Here is a 23374-nt window from a genome sequence, read left to right as displayed (position 1 = left end):
TTTGCTCTAAATTAAAGTATTTCCAAAGAAGCACGAAATGAGATGAGAAAAGATATTGAAATTCCAAGTGTTAAAGACGTTTATGTCGCAGTTGTTCAAGAACAACATCCTGAATATAAAACCAATGATTGGAATGCCTATATCATTAATAATAAAGATGTTGATTTAGAAACTGTTTTAATTGTGTCTAAAGGATATTCTGAGACCAAAATGACACCAATAATGCGTCATACTATTGCACTACTACCGGCAAGAAGTTATGCAAAAATTGAGTTCATGCAACAGGATGTTTTGGCGCTCAATAACGAATTTAAAGTGACGTTTTTTGAAGGCAATCAAATGCTAGATAAAACCTATTTGTTTAGAAAAAACACGATCAATACTAAAGCGTTACAACCTGTTCCTTTAATGCAATTAAAAGGGGTTTTGGTGAAATAGACATAGTCGTTTCACCTGAAATGAAGTTTAGTATAAGAAGAGATTTCTCGACAAGCTTGAAATGACAAGGAATGATTTAATGTAGTAGTGTATCATTTCGACCACAATGAAGGAATCTAATCCAGTTTTTCCGTCAATTTTTTGAATACTTTCTTCGGATTTTTATTCTCGTACAAAATACTATACACTGCATTGATTATAGGTAAACGCGTTTTTTTTGTGTTTTTAAGATTGAGTTCGTGAGCACTTTTTGTTGCATAATAGCCTTCGGCAACCATATTCATTTCCATTTGTGCCGACTTTACGGTGTAGCCTTTACCAATCATGTTACCAAACATACGATTACGAGAAAATGTAGAATAGCCTGTCACTAATAAATCTCCTAAATAGGCCGAATTGTTAATGTTACGTTTCATCTTGTGCATTTTTTTAATAAAACGTTTCATCTCACGAATCGCGTTACTCATTAACACACTTTGGAAGTTGTCTCCATAGCCTAAACCATGAGCAATACCGGCAGCTATGGCGTAAATATTTTTGAGCATCACAGCATACTCAGTACCGATGATATCATCACTAATTTTAGTTTTAATATAATTACTTGATAAAGCATCGGCTATGGTTTGCGCTTTTACGGCATCAGCACATGAAATCGTTAGGTAGGATAAGCGCTCTAATGCAACTTCTTCTGCATGACATGGTCCAGCAATAACGGCAATGTTTTCAAATGAAATCTTATAAATATCATGAAAATGTTCTCCTACTAATAATCCAGATTCTGGTATTATACCTTTTACTGCAGATACCACAGTTTTATTTGAAATATCTACACTGAGTTTTTCTAATTCACTATGAATAAATGCCGATGGGATTACAAAAATTAAAATGTCTGCCCATTCAGCAATGTCATTGATGTTGTTACTTAATTTAAGTTGTTCAATTTTGAATTCTACAGAACTTAAATAACTCGGGTTATGCTGCTCTTTTAATAAATGTTCTTTAGTGTAAACACTACGCATATACCATCCAACTTCGTCTAAGTTTTCACAAAGCATTTTTACAATAGCAGTTGCCCAGCTTCCAGCTCCAAAAACGGCATATTTTAATGGTTGATTCATAAATGGATTAAAATTAGAGTCTTTCAAAAATACACATTTTATATACGTTTTCCGAAGAGAATACTATAGACTTTTGATTTTTGGCACGCGTTTTGAAATCTAATTCATATAAACAATAAACAGGGAGATTATGAAAACGACTAAACTACTTTTGAGCTTTGCTTTAATTACAACTTTATTTACCTCATGCTATACAGAAGAGGTGATTGTTAATGATTTTGACAATCAACCAGGTATTTCATTAAATCAGTTGTTAAACTCATACGAATTGTGGTATGTAGATATCAACCAAACCTTAGGCCCTGGTGAAACGCCATTTTTGCAAATTGCATTTACATTATCGTTTAGAAACGGTTTGGTCTACGCAAATAATAATCTGGTTGGCTTTGGAAGTCAAGGTAATGGTTATGGTATTGATGTAGGAACCTATGATGCTTATGATATGATTTTAGACATTAATCATGATATTGATGGTTTTGAAACTTTTGATGTCTATCAGATAGATAATAATACTATAGAATTATACAATCCGTTTAACGATACATCGTATTTCTTAAATGGATATCAAAGAAGCACCTTTGATTACGACTTTGTATTCTATGATAATATTCATTATTTCTTACAAGAATATGAAGCATGGGAAAAAACATATACTAGTGAAATGGGCGTGTTGAATGAGTTTGATAATGAAAATTACCTTCAGTTTTTAGCTGGTGGAAATGATTCAGAATTTAGAAGCTCTCAAGATGTAAATGTTGGAAATCCAGATAATATCTACTGGGATTACACAGGTGTGTATGGCGTAGGAGATATCAGCGGAAACATGTATTTGAAAACATTAACACTAGATTATGATTTCTTCGACAATGAATACTTCGAATTAAGCGTTATTAATGATCAAAGGATAGAATTGTTTCATCCGTCGTCAGAAACCATATATGAATTTACTGGACGTGGATACATTCAATTCTTAAGAGAAACAGATGCTTTAGGACGTAAAGTTGAAGGGACAAAACAATTAAAGAAACGTAAGCAGAAGACTGCTAAAAAAGATAACCCTAGAGTAAATACAAGGAGCTAGATTTTGGTTGGTTATTTAGACTCCAGAGACGCCCACCTCATTCAGTTGAGTTGGGCGTTTTCTTTTACTTGTGTTTTATTGTCCTACGGAAAGTGACTTCAACATCAAAACCTGTGTCATAATAATTGAAGTTGAATATATAATTGGAATTGACACTAAAATTCACCAACTTTATAACACAAATTTATAACCTTAAAACATTACAGAAACATGGGATTATTTTCATTTATTAAAAACGCAGGCGCTAAAGTCTTCGGAATAGGAAAAACAACAGAAGAGGAAGCAGCTGAAGCAAGAGCTAAAGCAAAACGTGAAGCAGATGCGGCCGAGTTACGCTTAGAGGAAGCAGCAGCTAGAAACTTGGAAGAAACGATAAACGATTTGCAATTACAAGTAGACGGTCTAAATATCTTTGTTGATGATGATATGGCTAGAGTATCTGGAATGGCTTATGACCAAGCCACTAAAGAGAAAGTTGTTTTAGTGATTGGAAATACTGCTGGAATTTCTACGGTAGATGATCAAATGACTGTGGAGCATGTAGAGCCAGAAGCACAATTTCATACGGTAGCTAGTGGAGACACATTAGGAAAAATAGCAAAGCATTATTATGGTAATGCAATGAAATACCCTGAAATTTTTGAAGCTAATAAGCCAATGCTAACAGATCCTGATAAAATTTACCCAGGACAAGTATTACGTATTCCAAACTTAGATTAAGTTAAGTTTTAAATCAATAAAAAAGGCGCAACATTTTGTTGCGCCTTTTTTATTGATGATAATATCTAAGTCTTAAGATGAAACAATGTTATTTGATATGATTTTTATCAGGTTTTAGAATTTTTAATAGTCTTTCCTTTGTTATTAATGATAAGGAAATAGGATTGTTTTGAGGTGAAGGCACAAGTATAGATTATTAAATTGTTAAAAATCTTTTTTGTAGAATATATTCGCATATTTTTTCTTACATTTAAATCGACGTTCAAAGTTGAGATTGAATGTCCATCCTAATTAATTAATTTATTTGATTACAATCAATTCATCTGCTTTATGTAGAGCAAATTGTATTGTTATAAGTTGAACAACAACGTTTAATATAAACCAAATTAAATTAATTATGATTTCAAAAAGGTTATCACATTTTTTGGTATTACTTATTTTTCTAATACCAACTTCAAATTTTTCTCAAAACTTACTAGACACGTCTACTTGGACAGTTGGATCTGGTTCTGTTGTAGGGTTTTCACAGCATGGAGTTACATCAGAAAATATTAGGGAACTTGGTTTCGACCATGTCAATAATGAGGTGGTGCTCTGGACATCAGTTCCAGATGTTTCTGGAGGAGGTTCTGATGGTGGTTTTAATACGTCATATGTTAGTATTGATAATACTAAAACATATAGATTCTCCGTATGGATAAAGAAGACTAATTCAAATGATGGCGTTACTTTTTTTGGTACACGAAGCTATTCCTTTGGTTCTTATCATATTTTGACTTTAGGAAATAGTAACAATACAAATCCATATTTTTTAGCTGCAGATTTACCTGTTTTAAATAGATGGTACTTACTTGTGGGGTATGTACACAATAAAGATTATTCCTCATCTGTAAATCTTGGTAAAATATATGATGGAACTAATGGAGAAGTCGTTCAAAGCTTAACCGACTTTAAATTCAAAAGTACAGCAATTAATGTTTTGCATAGAGCATATTTATCTTACGATGGAAATACTTCAGATAGGCAATATTATTTTGATCCAAGAATAGATGTTGTTGATGGTAATGAACCTTCAATTTTAGAACTCTTGAGTATCAATGAAAATTCTCAATTACTATTTGCTTATGACAATATGGGAAGTCAAAAACAACGGTTTTATTGTTCCGATTTAGGGTGTTCTGTTCCTAATCCTCCATTAGGAAGAACCACAAATCAACAAAGTGTTGAAGACATGCTTCTAGATAATATTGAAGACAGTGTGTTTATATCACCAAACCCTACTAGTGATTTTGCAACATTAACAATATCTAATGATATATTTAAAAAAATTGAATCCATTTCTATTTATGATATAAACACTTCTTTAGTAGATCAAGTTTCATTTGATATTAAAAAAGGTAAACCTTTAGTGAACTTATCAGGTAAACCCGCAGGGATCTATTTTGTACACATACATTTTAATGATGGTCAAAGTTTAACTAAAAAAGTCATTAAAAAATAGCACAATATTTCTCAATTGTTACTCAAAATCAAATAAACATGAAAAAACTAATATTATTATACATATTCATTTTACCAATAATCTCGTATTCGCAAAACGATAACACAACATATGAAGAGGATAAATTTACTTATGAAAGAGAAAAAATATTAGAGTCTAGCGAAGGAAATATACTCTTAACAGGAGGTAATAAAACTATTCGGAAATCATCTAATTCTAGTGCTAATCGTTCAGGTACAGGTGTTGGAGAAACTTTAGGCCAGCTTTCAGTGTCATTGTCAGGGGCTGCACAATATAATATCCCAATCGCAGTACCTTCAGGAATAACAGGAATTGCTCCTGAAATATCCCTCTCTTATGATAGTCAAGGCGGAAATGGAATTGCTGGTTATGGCTGGAACCTTAGCGGTATATCTTCAATTTCTAGAATTCCATCTTCAAAGTACCATGATGATAATATTGATGAGGTAGATTTTAATTCTTTAGATCGCTTTGCATTAGATGGAGAACGATTAATTTTTAAATCAGGAGTATCCTATGGCGCTCATAGGGCTAAATATGAAACAGAGCACTTTTCTAATATAAAAATAGTTTCAGTTGGGACTTCTCCTTATGGAGCATCTTATGGTCCAAAGTATTTTAATGTATTCTATCCTGATGGTTCATTCGCTCAATATGGTAATAGTACAGATTCAAGATCTCAAACTGAATATGCAATAACCTATTGGGAAAACCCTCAAGGTGTTAGAATTAGTTATGAATACACTACGTTTGAAAATAGTTTATCCATTGATAAAATTAAATATGGAGGCTTGAATACGTCTAACCAGATTAATGAAGTTAGATTTATTTATGATAATAGTGGTTCTATAAGATCACGATGGGAACAATCGTATGTAGGGAATGTGTCAATTGCAAGGAAAAATATACTTACAAGGATAGAGTCTTTTAGTAATAATGTTAGGTTTAGACGCTATAACTTGTATCATGATACAACAGATTTAGAGTATAATAGATTAACTGGTGTTACTGAATATAGTGGTGATTTGTCTCAGTCACATTCTTCTGTGACATTTAATTATACGGATACAACACCCTCTGTAGGATATCAAGAAATTGTTACTAGTTTGGGTCTTGCAAATATTGAGCAGAGAAACTCCCAGATGGCTTCATTAGACCTTACAGGAAACGGCTCTATGGATTTTGTTATTTATCCAAATGACAAATCCAAATTTTGGTTGTTTAAAGATCTTCAGCCCGGAAGTAGTAATGCTCCATATACAGTTAATTCTGGTACATTTGAAGCAATATTTCCGACAAAACTTATTAATTACAACGACGTAGTTTTTCCTGGCCAAGGTTTAACTGTTGTACAAAATGGTTCTGGAGCCCAAGTAAACTTTAAAGTGTATGCAAATGGAATAATCAATCCAATTACTCTTCAGTATACAAAAACTTGGAACTCTTCGGTATATGTTAATGATGTCGATTGTAGTTTTTGGAATAACATTAATGTACCAAAAGAATATGTTTCGGGAGATTTTAATGGTGATGGTTTAACAGATGTTCTTGCCATACAAATCCCATATCAAAAGCAAGATTGTAATTATGAATCATGTGATAAATTTGAACTGCCCGATGGCCCTGGAGGAACGTGTTGTCATTGTTCTACATCTACAGTCTATGCCAAAGGGGTTTCATTTATAGATTTAAGACAAGATTTAACTACTAATTTTGCTTTTAATGCAGGGAGTCTTGATTTATCTGTAGGAGAAGATGATGTATTAACAACAGGTGATTTTAATGGAGATGGTAAGACAGATCTTTTTCATGTTAAAGAAGATAAAATTAAAATATATACATTAACAAGCTCAAATTCAATTATTCTTTTAGAAGAAGTAAATGATACAGGTATAAGTCCAAATGAACCGCCATTATTTGGCGACTACAATGGAGACGGGAAAACAGATTTTATTGATCCAATTTCTAATAACAATTATACATTTAAAGTATTTATTTCTACTGGAACAGAATACGAATCAAATCTTGAAATTCAACCATTCAAGTTTAGAAAAACAAACTTTGAAGCACTTCCTTTTGGGATAGACGGAATATTAGATTCTTACAACCTTATTCCTTTAGATGTTAATGGAGATGGTAGAACCGATATTGTCGAATATAATACCGTTACTTCTAACAATACCAATAATGGAACACAAACCATTAAGGTGTATAATAACGATGGGATTAAGAATAATATCTCATCTACTGGAGTTAGATTTTCTTATGTCGGCACTGCAACAAAAACAGGAAACTTAGATCATTATCCTATTCCAATATTTTTAACATCTACTCAACCTAACAAAAGCCTTGATTTTGCATCTATAAGTGACCAGTGGGTTACGCATTTTACATTCACCCAAGATCATCGAGAAGATGTTTTAATGAGGTCAGTAACTAATAATGGTGTTACCTATAATATAGATTATAGTAATTTAAATCCCGATGAAGAAAACAACAGTTTTGTGCCTGTATATGAATCATCCAATAGTATGACTTACCCGTATTCTAATATAAATTATGCTCCTGGGATTAAGCTAGTAAAAATGTTAGAGAGAGTTACCTCTGGTGCAACAACACTACAACAACAGTATAGGTACAGAGGCGCTATATTTAATTACGAAGGTCTAGGGTTTCAAGGTTTTGAAGGTGTTGCTATTAGTAACTGGCATACCAATAATATGGATAGAATTTATAATGTGTCAATATTTGACCCAGTTTCTAGAGGGATTATGTCTGCGTCCTATTCACAAGAAAATTTTGTAATATTTGACCCTATCCCCACATCTGGATATATAGATAAAACAACTTATGTGAATTCATCATCTATTTCAACCTCTAAGGTGTTTAAATCATGGGTGGATTCGAGTTTGTATCAAAATAGCTTAGAAGGAACTTCTATTAATAGTACTTATACTTATGATAGTTATTTAAATACAACAGGTATAACTACTCAGTATACAGGAGCAGGATTTGTTATCACAACTAACGAATATTCTAATAACATAGTCTCTAGTTATCATGTTGGCAGATTAACCAAACAAACTATTACATCATCTATTACCAACAATACTTTTAATACTGAAGTTCAATTTATCTATACAGATAATTTAGTTACAGAGAAGAAAATAAAAGGAAATGGAACAAATTTCGATTCTGAAACTTACGAGTATGATACATTTGGAAATGTTACAAAGAAAACAATAACGCCTTATAATGAGTCATCAAGATTTGTTGAATTTGAGTATGATACTTCTGGAAGATTTCTAGAAAAAACTATTGACTTAGAAGGCTTAGAAACTATTTATGTAAATAATCCAAATACGGGAACCTTATCTTCTGAAACAGATCCTTATGGAAATTCTACATCTTATGATTATGATTCTTGGTTAAGATTAACTAAAGTAACTGATTATCTCGGAAATGAATCTACAATGTCGTTTTCTGAAGACTCTAATAATATTTACACTGTTACTAGTGTTAGTGACGATGGCAGTAGTTCTATTACAATTTATGATCGACTTAAACGTGTTTCCCAAGTCAAAGAAAAAGACATTATGGGACAATGGGTGAATAAAAGTTTTGAGTATGATAAGTTTGATCGTTTGTGGAAAGAGAGTGAACCATATATTGGTAGTAATGCTACGCAGTGGAATGAAATTTTATACGATAAATATAGTAGACCTGTAACTCAAAACTTATATACAGGCAGAACAATTACGATGTCATACAATGGGTTGACAACAACCGTAAATGATGGTGTGAAAGTCGTGTCATCAATAAGAGATGCCATGGGCAACACCAAATCAGTAACCGATCCTGGAGGCACCATTAATTACACATATTATGGTAATGGTAATTTAAAAACAGCTAATAATAATGGTGTAATTGTTTCTTTAGAACAAGATGGATGGGGAAGAAAGACCAAACTTTCTGATCCTTCTGCAGGTGTGTATGAATATGAATATAATGGATTTGGAGAACTTACTCGTCAAGTAAATCCAAAAGGAGAAGTTGAGTATGATTACTCAAATTTTGGAAAACTTTTAGAAAAGGAAATCACAGGTGATAATACTGAAGTACAATTTCAATATTCTTACGATGCAACGAGTAAGCTTCTTGATAAAATAACAACAACTAATGTTGATGGTAATAATGGCATAATTGATTATAATTACGACACTAATAAGAGATTAAATAATGTCATAGAAACCAACCCTTATGCTAAATTTGAAAAAGATTATACCTATGATAACTTTGGTAGAATAGAAACTGAGGAGTACAAGGCTACGCTACTTTCTAATAGTAAAACTAGTAATAAGAAAATTAAAAATATCTATCAAAATGGAGGTGTAAAAGCAATTCAAGATTTCACATCTAATGCTGTATTATGGGAACTCACAGGAGTCAATGCTAGAGGGCAAATGACATCTGCCTCAATGGGGAATAATATGTTGGAAAATAAAACCTATGACAACTATGGGTATTTAACCAATAATACGGTGTTTAAAAACACTGGGCAACAATCTGTTGTGCTCATGCAATTGGCAAACGATTTTGATGTACAAAGAGGTATTCTAAATAGTAGAACAAGTAGTCTCTTCTCATGGTCTGAAACCTTTGGCTATGATAATTTAGATCGATTAATTACATTCAATGATAATGATGGTAACAATAGTTTAAGCTATGATACTTTTGGAAGAATTACTAGTGATAATACAATAGGAGACTATAACTATTCGGGGACTTCATACCAAATATCAAATGTAGATTTAAACCACACAGGAGATTTGTATTATCAGCAAAATGAATTACAGCAGGTGTCTTATAATGCATTCAAAAAACCTTTTGAAATCAATGAGGAAGGCAAAGAAAAAATAGGATTTCAATACAACGCATTTAACGGCAGGTCGCATATGTTTTATGGCGATACCGAGAGTGATATTCTAGACCGTAACAATCGTAAGCATTATTCTTTTGATGGTAGTATGGAAATAAGCTATGATGATGATGCTAACACGTCTACTTTTGTGACGTATATCGCAGGAGATGCCTATTCGGCCCCAGTCATATGGAGATCAAACCAAGTTGGGTCTAATACAGATGACGACTATTATTACATTGAACGCGATTATTTGGGAAGCATACTGCTTATTAGTGATGAAGATGGGAATCCTATGGAGAAACGTCATTTTGACGCTTGGGGTAATATTGTTAGAGTTGTAGATGGCAATAATGTTACTTTAGATAAACTCACATTTTTAGATAGAGGCTACACAGGTCATGAGCATTTAGATGGTGTCAAACTCATCCATATGAATGGGCGATTGTACGACCCAAAACTCAAACGCTTTTTATCACCAGATAATTACATACAAGATATAAGTAACACCCAAAACTTTAATCGTTATGGTTATGTATTAAATAATCCATTAATGTATGTCGATCCTAGCGGTGAAACGACTGAAACTCCAGGAGGAGGTTCAGGAGGGCAAGTTGCTGCTGGAAGTCTAGCAGGATCATTATATAATTCTCTAAGTGGTGTAGATTTTAGACCTGCACGCGAATGGATTGGTAGAAATGCTAGAAGTATCGTGAGAGATGCTAGTAATTTAGTAAGAGAAATAGGACGAGGTATTAAAGAACTTTTTGGAGGAGGTGATCGCATTACCTATATGGATAACCCAATTAACCAAAACAATGACCCACTAACAGGCTCGAGTTCTAATATGCAATCCTCATTTTTTGGGAGTTCTGGTAGTGAAGGTAATTTGGGATTGTCCATGTTTAAAAATCACTTATCTTGGCTTGGCGATAAATTTAATACTTTTGCACAGTTTAGCATGGGTGCAAGTCATGGTTTTGCTGCTGGAGGCAAGAGTACATGGGATTTTGTTAAAAGCTTAGGCACGATTAATGGGTGGTTAGAGTTAGGAGCTGGCGCCTTAAGGTCTTCTGCAATGGTTAACCCATTTTCAGATTATGGTGCAGGTTTAAGGTCTGATATGGCAAATTCTGTTGTGGGTTATATACAAAGTATTCCTAGTATGAGTGCCTATGAGGCTGGTTATCAAGTTGGTTATGTTACAGAAAAGGTTGCTGAAACCATTATTGTTAGTAAAGGCGTAGGATTATTAGCAAATACTGTTTTTAAAGCAAGTAGAGTAACTATGTATCGTAATTTCGGTTGGAATGAATTAAAATCAATCAAATCAGCAGAAGGTAAGTTTTCTATACATCCTAGACATTTTCAAGGAAAACAATTTTGGGTAGGCGAATCAGGATTGGAAATGTGGAGTCAAAAATCTAGTTTTGTCAAACCTTTTACAGCTAGAGTTACTATCCCTAAATCATACGTTACTCCTGGGCATAGAAATTATATTTTTATGGAGAATAATATGATAATTGATGGTCATCCTGGTGGAACAGTTTTACCTGCAAATTTAAAAAAATTCAATTCAGTAATAACTATTGATTGGATTCGATTTTAAAAACAAAATAAAATGAGAGAAATAATAATAACAGCAGAAATACTATTTTTTGAATTAGCTAAAGAAAGATTTAATTTCCCAATTGTAAATACAATAAGGACATCATTTTGGTTGTTAGAATCTAATCAATCTACTTTCTCTGAAATCTTGATGTGTAGCAAAAGGTTAGATGTAGGTATAAAAAGTTTGGTTCGAATTAAACTATTAGAACAGGAATTCTTGCAAGATAAAATTAAAGAAGATGTAGATTTTCAAATAGGAATATTTCCAGAAGTAATTGCAAAAGGTAAGATTCTCAAAGTTGAGTAGTTTGATTCTAATATGTTTTCTTATATGATAATAAATATTATAAAAAAAACAGCCCTACTCTTTTGTATACTCATAACCCATGTTGGCTTCACTCAAAATGAGGCCAATATTTGGTATTTTGGTGAATATGCAGGGATTGATTTTAATAGTGGTACTCCTATAGCTTTAACAGATGGAGAGTTAAATACTATAGAAGGCTGTGCGACCATTTCAGATGAAAATGGCAATCTTTTATTTTATACCAATGGTGTTTCGGTTTGGGACAGTACACATCAAGTGATGCCAAATGGTACAGGCCTCAATGGCAACGAATCTAGTACTAATGCCGCACTAATTATACCAAAACCAGAGAGCACAACGGTGTATTATGTGTTTACTTTAGATGAGCGCGGCTATGCTAATGGGCTGCAGTATTCTGAAATTGATATGACTTTAAATGGAGGTTTGGGAGATGTAACCGCTAATAAAAATATACTATTACATACACCAGTTGCAGAAAAAATTACAGCTACTAAAGTGCAAGATGAAGATGCCTTCTGGGTCGTGGCACATAAATGGAATAGTACTGAGTTTATATCTTATAAAGTTACTAGCACAGGGATTGATACTAATCCAGTGATTAGCAATGTAGGTAGTTATTTAGGAGGTTATACAAGCAATGCCATGGGAGCCATGAAAATCTCACCTGATGGAAGTAAATTGGCTGTTGCAAATTTAGGCCTATGGGAGTCTCAATTATTCGATTTTGATGACGTTACAGGCGTGGTGTCAAATGCTTTAACGGTCATGGACTTTGATTCAGAATCTTATGTTTATGGTGTCGAATTTTCTCCAAATAGCAACGTACTGTATGTTTCGGTTAGATTAAAGGGTGTTTTTCAATTTGATATAACAGGAAGTACTACAGAGATATTAAATTCTGAAACCCAAATAGGAACATTAAACATTAGTAATTCTGCCTTACAATTAGGACCAGATGGTAATATTTATTTATCTACTATTGGGTCGTATTACCTAGATGCTATTAACGCTCCAAATATATTAGGAGTTGGTTGTGATTATTTGAGTGATGCGGTTTATCTAGATGGCCAAAGATGTAATTCGGGCTTACCACCTTTTATTCAGTCGTTTTTTAATTTTGGTTTTAATGCTGAAAATGTGTGCTTTGGTGAAACGACTCAGTTTAATTCAAATATTTCTGAGCCTTATGATGCATTACTATGGGATTTTGGTGATGGTATAACATCAACAGATGAAAACCCTACACATACATATTCAAGTCCAGGTACATATAATGTGCAATTAACGCTTACAATAGGATCAGAATCTTCAAGTGACACAAAACAGGTAGTTGTTTATGAGCAACCTACAGCAAACCAACCTAATGATATTATCATTTGTGACGACGATAATGATGGGTTTTATGATTTTGATTTAACCTCTAAAGATGTAGAGGTATTAAATGGGCAAAGTGATGCTACATTTGAAATCGTTTATTATGCGTCTATGGATGATTATGACAATGGAATTGCTATACCGAATCCAGAGTCATATTCAAACACCAACGCATATACTTCCGAGATCATTGTTGCTAGTATTCGACATATATTAAATAGTTCATGTGAGGATATGACGCAGTTTGATATTCAAGTTTTTGAATCGCCAACTCCAAGTCTAAATGTACCAGAATTGTCATTTTGTGATAATGACAGTGTAGGTACTGATAACGATGGTGTAATTAGTTTTGATTTGACAGACAATGAGGCATCAATTCTAAATGGGCAATCTAATAGTGATTTTACAGTGTTATATTATACAGATAGTGGATTTACGAATGAAATCACAACCCCTGATAATTATCAAAATACGAGTTTGAGTGAAACGATATATGTACAGGTTGTAAATAATAATAACGCCAATTGTGTAGAAGAAACGTCTTTTAATATCAACGTATTTGAACTGCCAACAGTGAATTCACCTGTAACCTTAAGTCAATGTGACAATGATTTGGATGGCTTTTCATTATTTAATTTAAATGAAGTGGTTCTTGAAATCACAAGCAATAGTACCAATGAAGTCATTAGGTTTTATGAATCTTTAACTGATGCAGAATCCAACAACAATGAAATAACGAATATTGTTAATTATGAAAATGAAAATGTAAGTTCCGATACTATTTGGGCAAGAATCGAAAATTCAAATGGATGTTATAGAACATCTGAAATCAATTTGTTAGTGTCTACAACTCAAATCCCTAACACTTTCGAACGGGAATTCTATCAATGTGATGATGGTTTAGATATTACAGATGGCATTTCAACCTTTGATTTTAGCTCAGTTAATACCGAAGTTGAAGCTATGTTTCCAAGCGGTCAACAATTAACAATTAATTATTATAGAAATGAATCTGATGCATTATCTGAATCTAATCCAATACTTGATATTTCAAACTATCAAAATATAGGCTCTCCAAATATGCAGAACATCTACATTAGAGTTGATAGTATAGTAGATAATGACTGTCTTGGGTTTGGAGATTATATTTCCTTATATGTTGATCCAAGACCGCTAATTACAGGTCCAGTTATCATAGAACAATGTGATGAAGCTAACGATGGTACAGAATCTTTTGATACCTCTGGAATTGAATCAGAATTACTTCAAGGGCAAACAGAAACTATTACTTTTTCTTATATAGATGAATTAGGTAATGATTATGGAAGTACACTACCAAATCCGTTAACGATTAGTCAATCTGCATTAAATATTTTTGCGACAATGACCGCAACAAACCCTAATAATCCAAATGGAGGCTGTAGTGTTGAAACTACAATTACCTTGCTTATTGATAATGGTGCCATAGCAAATCCAGTTAACGATTTTATTGTTTGTGATGATGACAATGATGGTGAATTTGCTTTTGATACGTCTACTATTGATGCAACTATTCTAAATGGTCAAACCAATACCACAGTTCGCTACTTTGATGGAGATGGTGCGGAGTTACCAAGTCCATTGCCTAATCCATTTGTGACAAGTACGCAAACCATAACAGCTCGGGTTCAAAATACTGCGAGCACATTTTGTTTTAGTGAAACAACATTCGATTTTGTGGTTAGCTCGCAACCAATAGCAAATACAATTGAAGATGATATCGTTTGTGATGATATCAGCAATGATGGAGAATATGAATTTACACTGTCTGATTACAATTCTCAAATTTTAAACAATCAGTCATCTACAATATTTGAAGTGTTGTATTTTGAAAACAATACTGATGCAGAAAGCAACCAAAATGAGTTGTCTAACATCTATTTGGTAAATAGCCAATCTCAAACCGTTTTTGCAAGAATTCAAAATATCATAAACCCAGATTGCTATGATATTACCTCTTTTAACTTAGGAGTCATTTATCTTCCAATTGCAAATCAGCCAAATGATCAATTTGTTTGTGATGATGAAGTAAACGATGGTTTTGAAACGTTTAACCTAACAGACCAAAACATGTCGATATTTAATGGTCAATCTGAGACTGAGAATACGATTAGTTATTATTTGACTCAAGTCGATGCCGATAATGGAGTAAATCAAATTCCAAATGATTTTATGAATACAGAAAACCCACAAACGATATATGTGAGATTAGAAAGTAACATGTCATCTGAATGTTATACGACTACAAGTTTTAATCTAGTAGTTAATGAATTGCCAACTATATCGATTGATGATAAGGTGGCTATTTGTGAAGGTGAAGCGCTAGAATTAGAGGCTGATGCTGGATACGATGAATATTTATGGTCAACAGGTGAAACGACTAGAGTAATTACTGTTAATGAAGCAGGAAACTACAACGTAACTATTACTAATAATTATGGAACAGAAAGCTGTAGTACAACAAAAACAATTAGTGTTGTGGAATCTAACATTGCTAGTATTGTGGATATCGAAACCGTAGATTGGTCGCAAAGTAATAATACCATTACCATATTTGTAGAAGGGAATGGAGATTACCATTACTCGCTAGACGGTATTAACTATCAAGACAGTAATGTATTCACGAATTTGAGCATTGATGAATATACTGTTTATGTGAGAGATAAGAACGGTTGTGGTGAAGTCTTAGAAGATATTTATCTACTCTATTATCCTAAATATTTTACGCCAAATGGAGATGGCTATCACGATTATTGGCAACTCTACAGTGCAAACAGAGAGCCAGGCAATAAGCTATTCATCTATGACAGATACGGCAAGCTTTTAAAAATTTTAAAGTCCACAGATTATGGATGGGATGGCTACTATAATGGTAATAAATTGCCTGCAAGCGATTATTGGTTCACATTAGAACGTCAAAATGGTAAGCAATACACTGGGCATTTTAGTTTGAGATATTAATCTATTTTTTCAAAACGGTTTCCAAAGCCTCCACATCATAAGGTTTGGCTATGATATGTTTGTCTTTATCTAATAAAAAATACGATGGTGTAGATTCTATACCATAAGCCTTTGAAGTTGGGTTGTCCCATTTTCCTAAACCTAATACATGTATAAAATCTGGATAATCTGTAATCTTACTTTGCCAGTTCTCTGGCGCATCTTCTAATCCAAAAGCAATGACTTTAAGATTTGTCTTGTCGGCAAGCATCGCTTTTACTTTTGGGAGTTCGTCTAAACAATGTCCACAACCACTGCTCCAAAAGATAAGTAAGTATTGCTCAGCAATATCTAAATCGTGTAGTGTTGTTGTGATGGTTTCTCCATTTTTGGTCAAAGCCAAATCAAAATTTGAAGCTTTCTTACCAAGCGTATTGTTTTTATAAGCGATTAATTGCTCAGCTAAAGCGTCGTAGTTCGTTTTTTTGGTTAATTCTAGTAAATGATTATCAGTCACGTAATTTGCTAACTCGGCATTATCCATACTTTTAAAACGCCTCCAAATCATTTCAAATAAAATGGTTTTAATATCAGTATTACCATCTCCAATTGTTGCCATTAAATCATCGACATCTTTTTTGTAAACAGCATTACTGGTGTTTGCAGACATTCCGAAGATATAGGCTAAAACACGATCTACTAAGAAATCTGAACTTTGCAAGAGCGGATTGCTAAAATCAACATGTTTAAGATAGCTTTGTTTTAGGTTATTTGAATAGGTTGAAAGGTCTTCAAAGCTTTCAGGAATATAAGGTGCATTGGCTTTTATAAACACCGAAGCTAAGGTGCCTTCGGATGAGGTTTCGTATGCTGTTTGTGTGTCTTTTAGGGTTTTAATGATATCAGCATATGCTTTTTTATCTGTGCTTTCTTGAGTGTAAAAGTTGCTAATGGTCATATTCACCATTTCCATACTTTTGGTATACGACGCCCACAATTTATTGTCTTGTCCGTCAGTAAATTCGAGTCCATCATCAAGGCTAAACGTAAATGCTACTGATTCTTTTCCGCTGTAAATAAAATCGAAATTATTCTCCTCAGGCGGTAAGGCATAAACAATTTTATAAATACCTGGAGTGGCTGTAGAGTCTAAGGGAATACTAAAACTTCCATCTTCACCAATTTGAGCTCTGTTTACATAATCGGAACTTGTAGGTGTGGCATGGTATAAAAAGGCATAGGTAAATTCTTCTTTTGGTGTAAAAATTCCATTCACACTGTGTTGTGCAAAATGTATTGCTGGGAATAAAACAAATGCTAATAATAGTTTTTTCATTGGTATTTTATTTTAAAACACATAGTCAATTTCAAATATCAAGCCAAATATCTGAATTTTATTGTTTTAATCTATGTTTTGATCGTATACTTTCAATAATGACAGTTGAAATAATTAATGTGCCACCTATAAACGTGTTTAAAGTTGGGATTTCTTTCAGAAATAAAAAAGCTATAATGATTCCAAATACGGGCTGTGTACTGGCGATAATACTTGCTGTACTCACTTTAAAATATTTGAGACTATTTACAAATAGGGTATGCCCAACTGCAGTCGTAACTAAAGCTAAAATAATAACATAAGGATACTGCGTTGAAATCCCTGAAGTGTCCTTATAAAATAAGACTGGTAAAAGAACGATTGTAAGCATTACAACTTGATAGAGCATAATCATGCTGCCATTATATTCTGAAACGTGCTTTTTCAACATTAGAGTTCTAATAGCATAACAAATGGCAGAGATAATACCCCAAAACACACCTTTGAGCTGCGTGCTTTCTATGTCAAAATCGGGAGCTAAAAAGTAAACTCCAAGTAATACTAATCCACCAAGCACGATATGAATAGGATCAAATTTCACTTTTGAAAACAAAGGCTCGAGAATGGCTGTAAACATAGGAAATGTAAATAAAGATAACATCCCTATCGCAACGTTAGATACTTTTAATGCATGAAAATAGGTGATCCAATGTGCGCCTAAAAACAAGGCTGAAATAACAATTGTCAATCCATCTCTTTTAGAGTTGAATTTCAATTTAATGGTTTTGAATTTACAATAGAGGAAGAGAAATACGCCAGCTAAAGCACATCGCCACCAAATAATAACGGCAATTGGCATATCAATAAATTTGCCTAAAGCGCCAGATGTACTGATAAAAATTGTTGCCAAAGTAAGCCAAAGCACATGTTTTAGATGGGCATCTTTCATATCTCTTGAAGCCTTGTGAGCGCTTGCTTTACCGACTTGATATGTTCGAAAGTAAGAAGTAAACGCAATCCGTTTCTGGTTTGCTTTTCTTTCATCTTACAGTCTTTAGGTCGTGATTGAATGTACTGAAGCACTTTCGTAAATTGATCACTTTGATAAAACGGACTTTGTTGATTGTTTATAAAATAACCTACAAAACGACCATTTTTCATGATGATTTTTTCAAGACCAATATTGGTAGCAATCCATTTGATTCGAACACTATTGAGTAAATCAATGACCTGTATAGGTAACTCTCCAAAACGATCGACAATTTCGGTTTCGAAGGTGTTTAGTTCGGCTTCAGTTTTAAGTGTATTGAGTTTGGTATACAAATTTAAACGCTCTGTTATGCTATTGACATAGTCATCTGGAAATAATAATTCAAAGTCGGTATCAATGGTAATGTCTTTGACATAAGTTTTAACCTTACCAGTATCTTTATATAGATCTTTAAACTCATTTTCTTTGAGCTCCTCAATGGCTTCATTTAAAATTTTCTGGTAAGTGTCAAACCCAATATCATTAATAAACCCGCTTTGCTCACCACCAAGCAAGTCGCCAGCACCACGAATTTCTAGATCTTTCATAGCGATATTGAAACCACTTCCCAATTCGGTAAATTGCTCTAAAGCTGTAATACGTTTTCTAGCATCTGTAGTCATGGCCGAGTATTCTGGTGTAATAAAATAACAAAAGGCTTTTTTATTACTTCGTCCCACACGACCTCGCATTTGATGCAAGTCACTCAATCCAAAGTTATTGGCATTATTGATAAAAATGGTATTGGCATTAGGAACGTCTAGTCCGCTTTCCACAATAGTTGTACTCACAAGCACATCAAACTCTCCGTTCATAAACGCTAGCATGAGTTGCTCGAGTTTTTTGCCATCGAGTTGTCCATGACCAATAGCAATTTTTGCATCAGGCACCAGACGTTGTATCATTCCGGCGACCTCTTTTATATTTTCAATACGGTTGTGAATAAAGAAGATTTGTCCACCACGTTGAATTTCATAAGTTACGGCGTCTCTAATGGTTTCTTCATTAAATCGTATCACATGACTTTCAATAGGATAACGATTTGGAGGAGGTGTTGTAATTACAGATAAATCACGAGCTGCCATCAGACTAAACTGTAAAGTTCTTGGAATAGGAGTTGCTGTGAGCGTTAAAACATCTACATTATCTTTTAATGTTTTAAGCTTCTCTTTAACCGCTACACCAAATTTTTGTTCTTCATCAACGATGAGTAAGCCCAAATCTTTAAACTTGACATTCTTGTTAACGAGCTGATGCGTCCCTATAATGATATCGACATGACCTTTTTCTAATTTTTCTAAAGTTATGCGTTTCTCTTTTGCTGTTCTAAAGCGATTAAGGTAATCCACGGTTACAGGAAAATCTTTTAAGCGTTCTGTAAACGTCTTATGATGCTGATAAGCTAAAATAGTCGTCGGCACTAAAACGGCCACCTGCTTTCCATTGTCAACAGCTTTAAATGCTGCACGAATAGCGACTTCAGTTTTACCAAAACCAACGTCACCACAAACGAGACGATCCATTGGTCGTTCACTTTCCATATCGGCTTTAATATCGGCAGTGGATGTGATTTGATCTGGTGTGTCTTCATACAAGAACGATGCTTCTAATTCATGTTGAAGGTAGCTGTCGGGCTTGTGTTGATAACCTTTTTCAAGTTTACGTTTTGCATAGACTTTGATTAAATTAAAAGCAATTTCTTTGACCCGAGATTTAGTTTTTTGCTTGAGTGTTTTCCAAGCTTTGCTTCCAAGCTTATAAACTTTTGGAGGTTTCCCATCCTTACCATTAAACTTGGTGATTTTATGAAGCGAATGAATACTTAAATACAAGACATCTCGTTCGCCATACACTAATTTTATGGCTTCTTGCTTTTTTCCTTCAACGTCAATTTTTTGAAGTCCGCCAAACTTTCCAATTCCATGATCAATATGTGTTACATAATCCCCTACATCAAGATTTGTGAGCTCTTTAAGGGTAATGGCTTGTTTTTTAGCGTATCCATTTTTAAGATGAAATTTATGATAGCGTTCAAAAATTTGATGATCTGTATAGCATGTGATTTTTTGGTCATGATCTACAAAACCTTGGTATAGAGATAGGACTATAGTTTGATAATGAACATTTTGCTCGACATCCTCAAAGATATCATGAAAACGCTTAGCCTGTTGTTCACTTGAACATGCAATATAATTGGTGTATCCCTTATTGTGGTTGCTATTGAGGTCATCAATTAATAAATTAAATTGTTTATTAAATGACGGTTGAGGCGTCGTATTACATTCTATTGTGTTTTCTGAAAACAAACTTGTTGTGCCAAATTCAACTAATTTAAAATCTAGAAGCTGACGTTTCAGTAACTCAGAGTTACAGAATAACTCTTCAGGTTCAGAATGCTTTAATTCAGAAGATAAGTTCTTGAAGGTGTCTTCAGCTTTTCCGAAGAATTCATCAATTCTAGAATATAGGAGGTCTGTGTTTTTAGAAAACACAACTGTTTTTTGAGCTATGTATTTTAAGAAACTTTGCCTGCTTTCCTCTAAAAATTTATTAGCAACATTTGGGATTACGCCTATTTTTTTTATCTGGTCTGTAGAGAGTTGTGTTTCTACATCGAAGGTTCTAATACTATCCACATCATCGCCAAAAAATTCAATACGATAGGGTTCGTCATGAGAAAAGGAGAAGACATCTACAATGCCTCCACGCACTGAAAACTCACCAGGTTCGGTTACAAAGTCAACACGTTTAAATTGGTATTCAAAGAGCACTTCATTTACAAAATCGATAGATAATTGATCACCAATAGCAATTTTTAAAGTGTTTTTTTCGAGCTCACGACGTGTGACTACTTTTTCAAAAAGTGCATCAGGATAGGTAACAATTATCGCAGGTTTTTTTCGAGAGTTGATTCGATTTAACACCTCTGCTCTAAGAAGCACATTTGCATTATCAGTTTCTTCAATTTGATAAGGTCTTCGATAACTTCCTGGATAAAATAAGACATCCTTGTCATTGAGTAAAACTTCTAGGTCATTGAGATAAAAAGCAGCTTCTTCTTTGTCATTAAAAATGAGTAAAAAAGGGAGTTGAGAAGCTTTAAATGTTTCACTTATCATAAGTGAAAACGATGATCCAACAAGGCCTTTTAAATGAAGTTTTGTACTATCTCTAGCGGCATCTAAAGATTGAGTTTGGGCAATAGCAGTTTGCAGATTTTGCGTTTGCAAAGCCTGTGCATAAGTTTGCGAGAGAATGGTTTTACTCAAAGCATTTTATTTTGTGCAAATATAAAATTTTTGTGACATTGGTTATTGTTAAAATGTATTAATAGAACTATCTTTGTGGCACTTAAAATAAAACATATGTCATTTTCAGAATTATTCGAAAGCGGATTCAAAAAGCGTAATGAGGATCACTTTGCTGCTATTGTTAGAGTAGCCATGAGTGATGGGATTATTAATGAAGCAGAAAAAACCTTTTTAGACCGTTTAGCAACGCGTTTAGATATTACAGAATCCGATTATAAAGCCATACTTAAAGATTATCAAAGTCACCCAATTAACCCTCCAACATCTTATGATAAGCGTTTAGAACGTTTGTATGATTTAGCACGTATGGTTTGGGCTGATCATATTGAAGGAGAAGATCAAGTACGATTGTTAGAAAAGTTATGTATAGGTTTAGGATTTAATCAAGATAATGTAAAATATATTACAGATAAAGCATTGCATCTCGTACATTATGAAGTAGACTTAGATGATTTTGTTGATAGAATGAAAAAAATGAATCAGTAAGTAAATTACAATAAAAAAAGCGACTTTTAAAGTCGCTTTTTTTATGCTTTACGCATAAATTCTTCAGCTTTTTCAACCATATTTTTACTGCCACAAATAAATGGTACGCGCTGATGCAATTCTGTAGGTTCAATATCCATAATTCTTGTAAATCCATCGCTCGCTTTACCATTGGCTTGCTCGGCCAAAAATGCCATTGGATTGCATTCGTAGAGTAGTCTTAATTTTCCGTTTGAATTTTGAGAACTTTTTGGGTACATGTAGATTCCACCTTTAATCATATTTCTGTGGAAGTCGGACACCAAGGATCCAATGTAGCGACTAGTATATGGTCTGTCACCTTCTTCCATTTGACAATATTTGATATAATTTTTTATGCCTTGTGGGAAGTGAATATAATTCCCTTCATTTACAGAATAGATTTTACCGTTTTCTGGGAATTGCATATCTGGATGCGATAAATAAAAAGTTCCTATAGCAGGATTTAAGGTAAATCCATTAACACCATCACCTGTAGTATATACAATCATAGTTGAAGTTCCATAAATGATATAACCGGCTGCTACTTGCTGATTTCCTTTTTGCAGAAAATCATCAATCGTTACAGGTGTTCCAACGGGAGTTATTCGCCTGTAAATTGAAAAAATAGTTCCTACAGAAACATTAACATCAATGTTTGATGAGCCATCTAAAGGGTCAATTAAAACAACATATTTGTTTTGATGATTTTCATCCTGACTATTTATTGAAATAAAATCGTCCTCTTCTTCACTAGCAATACCACAAACAATATTACGTTTAGTCATAGTTTGGATAAACTTATTATTGGCATAAACATCCAATTTTTGTTGATCTTCACCTTGAACATTCGTGTCGCCAGCAGTTCCTATAATATCAACTAACCCTGCCTTATTTACTTCGTGGTTAACAACTTTAGCTGCTAAACGTATTGAGTTTATAAGACGCGATAATTCACCAGATGTGTATTTAAAAGAGGATTGATTCTCGATAATAAATTCACCTAGTGTTTGATTTTTTCTAGACATGTAGTGTGATTGTTTTTGCAAATATCTCATTTTTTTAATCAACTACAACGTTATAGTAAGATTATTATATGATAAAATTGATAAGTTTTAGATT

The 23374-nt window shown here is 33.5% G+C and carries 13 protein-coding genes; 8 read left to right on the top strand and 5 right to left on the bottom strand.

Going from position 1 to position 23374, the window contains the following annotated elements:
- Window positions 1–42: 42 nt before the first annotated feature.
- Window positions 43–438, top strand: coding sequence for a hypothetical protein (locus ACTU6T_RS05130; protein WP_460220185.1), 396 nt, complete (start codon window positions 43–45; stop codon window positions 436–438).
- A gap of 116 nt (window positions 439–554) precedes the next feature.
- Here ACTU6T_RS05130 and ACTU6T_RS05125 read toward each other — a convergent pair whose 3' ends face one another.
- Window positions 555–1556 carry an NAD(P)H-dependent glycerol-3-phosphate dehydrogenase gene (locus ACTU6T_RS05125; protein ID WP_460220743.1) on the bottom strand — a complete coding sequence of 334 codons (1002 nt, stop codon included), beginning with the start codon at window positions 1554–1556 and terminating at the stop codon, window positions 555–557.
- A 130-nt stretch (window positions 1557–1686) separates the two neighbouring features.
- Between ACTU6T_RS05125 and ACTU6T_RS05120 the strand changes: the two genes are divergently transcribed.
- The 6 genes from ACTU6T_RS05120 to ACTU6T_RS05095 all read left to right on the top strand — a co-directional run bounded on the left by ACTU6T_RS05120 (window position 1687) and on the right by ACTU6T_RS05095 (window position 16113).
- Entirely contained in the window at window positions 1687–2637 is a 951-nt protein-coding gene (locus tag ACTU6T_RS05120; protein WP_460220184.1) for a nicotinic acid mononucleotide adenyltransferase, read from the top strand.
- Window positions 2638–2847: 210 nt separating this feature from the next.
- Complete coding sequence (lysM, locus tag ACTU6T_RS05115; RefSeq protein WP_460220183.1) at window positions 2848–3357, top strand: peptidoglycan-binding protein LysM; 510 nt, start codon at window positions 2848–2850, stop codon at window positions 3355–3357.
- Window positions 3358–3754: 397 nt separating this feature from the next.
- Entirely contained in the window at window positions 3755–4858 is a 1104-nt protein-coding gene (locus tag ACTU6T_RS05110; protein ID WP_460220182.1) for a T9SS type A sorting domain-containing protein, read from the top strand.
- 38 nt (window positions 4859–4896) lie between these two features.
- Window positions 4897–11409: an RHS repeat-associated core domain-containing protein gene (locus ACTU6T_RS05105; protein WP_460220181.1), complete on the top strand. Its 6513-nt coding sequence runs from the start codon at window positions 4897–4899 to the stop codon at window positions 11407–11409.
- A gap of 12 nt (window positions 11410–11421) precedes the next feature.
- Window positions 11422–11718 carry a hypothetical protein gene (locus tag ACTU6T_RS05100; protein ID WP_460220180.1) on the top strand — a complete coding sequence of 99 codons (297 nt, stop codon included), beginning with the start codon at window positions 11422–11424 and terminating at the stop codon, window positions 11716–11718.
- A gap of 24 nt (window positions 11719–11742) precedes the next feature.
- Complete coding sequence (locus ACTU6T_RS05095) at window positions 11743–16113, top strand: T9SS type B sorting domain-containing protein (protein ID WP_460220179.1); 4371 nt, start codon at window positions 11743–11745, stop codon at window positions 16111–16113.
- A 1-nt stretch (window position 16114) separates the two neighbouring features.
- Here ACTU6T_RS05095 and ACTU6T_RS05090 read toward each other — a convergent pair whose 3' ends face one another.
- The 3 genes from ACTU6T_RS05090 to mfd are packed head-to-tail and all read right to left on the bottom strand — an operon-like array spanning window position 16115 to window position 21706.
- Window positions 16115–17428 carry a TlpA family protein disulfide reductase gene (locus ACTU6T_RS05090; protein WP_460220178.1) on the bottom strand — a complete coding sequence of 438 codons (1314 nt, stop codon included), beginning with the start codon at window positions 17426–17428 and terminating at the stop codon, window positions 16115–16117.
- 58 nt (window positions 17429–17486) lie between these two features.
- Entirely contained in the window at window positions 17487–18356 is an 870-nt protein-coding gene (locus tag ACTU6T_RS05085; protein ID WP_460220177.1) for a DMT family transporter, read from the bottom strand.
- On the bottom strand, window positions 18353–21706 hold the full coding sequence (gene mfd / locus ACTU6T_RS05080; RefSeq protein WP_460220176.1) for a transcription-repair coupling factor: 3354 nt from the start codon (window positions 21704–21706) through the stop codon (window positions 18353–18355). The genes ACTU6T_RS05085 and mfd overlap by 4 nt, the downstream gene beginning before the upstream one ends.
- Window positions 21707–21802: 96 nt before the next feature.
- Here mfd and ACTU6T_RS05075 point away from each other — a divergent pair, with 96 nt between their 5' ends.
- A complete protein-coding gene (locus ACTU6T_RS05075; RefSeq protein WP_460220175.1) occupies window positions 21803–22234 on the top strand; it encodes a tellurite resistance TerB family protein in 432 nt (143 codons plus the stop codon).
- A 41-nt stretch (window positions 22235–22275) separates the two neighbouring features.
- Here the strand turns inward: ACTU6T_RS05075 and fbp are convergent, their stop codons facing one another.
- Window positions 22276–23280, bottom strand: coding sequence for a class 1 fructose-bisphosphatase (gene fbp / locus ACTU6T_RS05070; RefSeq protein WP_460220174.1), 1005 nt, complete (start codon window positions 23278–23280; stop codon window positions 22276–22278).
- Between the last annotated feature and the right edge of the window lie 94 nt (window positions 23281–23374).

The sequence above is a fragment of the Psychroserpens citreus genome (genome assembly GCF_055686305.1).
Note: the sequence above shows the minus strand (reverse complement) of the source record. Positions and strands in the feature narration are given on the sequence as shown.

Excerpts from the sequence above, each read along its gene's own strand:
- ACTU6T_RS05130 (WP_460220185.1), top strand. The coding sequence starts at position 43 with ATGAGAAAAGATATTGAAATTCCAAGTGTTAAAGACGTTTATGTCGCA.
- ACTU6T_RS05125 (WP_460220743.1), bottom strand. The coding sequence starts at position 1,556 with ATGAATCAACCATTAAAATATGCCGTTTTTGGAGCTGGAAGCTGGGCA.
- ACTU6T_RS05120 (WP_460220184.1), top strand. The coding sequence starts at position 1,687 with ATGAAAACGACTAAACTACTTTTGAGCTTTGCTTTAATTACAACTTTA.
- lysM (WP_460220183.1), top strand. The coding sequence starts at position 2,848 with ATGGGATTATTTTCATTTATTAAAAACGCAGGCGCTAAAGTCTTCGGA.
- ACTU6T_RS05110 (WP_460220182.1), top strand. The coding sequence starts at position 3,755 with ATGATTTCAAAAAGGTTATCACATTTTTTGGTATTACTTATTTTTCTA.
- ACTU6T_RS05105 (WP_460220181.1), top strand. The coding sequence starts at position 4,897 with ATGAAAAAACTAATATTATTATACATATTCATTTTACCAATAATCTCG.
- ACTU6T_RS05100 (WP_460220180.1), top strand. The coding sequence starts at position 11,422 with ATGAGAGAAATAATAATAACAGCAGAAATACTATTTTTTGAATTAGCT.
- ACTU6T_RS05095 (WP_460220179.1), top strand. The coding sequence starts at position 11,743 with ATGATAATAAATATTATAAAAAAAACAGCCCTACTCTTTTGTATACTC.
- ACTU6T_RS05090 (WP_460220178.1), bottom strand. The coding sequence starts at position 17,428 with ATGAAAAAACTATTATTAGCATTTGTTTTATTCCCAGCAATACATTTT.
- ACTU6T_RS05085 (WP_460220177.1), bottom strand. The coding sequence starts at position 18,356 with ATGAAAGATGCCCATCTAAAACATGTGCTTTGGCTTACTTTGGCAACA.
- ACTU6T_RS05075 (WP_460220175.1), top strand. The coding sequence starts at position 21,803 with ATGTCATTTTCAGAATTATTCGAAAGCGGATTCAAAAAGCGTAATGAG.
- fbp (WP_460220174.1), bottom strand. The coding sequence starts at position 23,280 with ATGTCTAGAAAAAATCAAACACTAGGTGAATTTATTATCGAGAATCAA.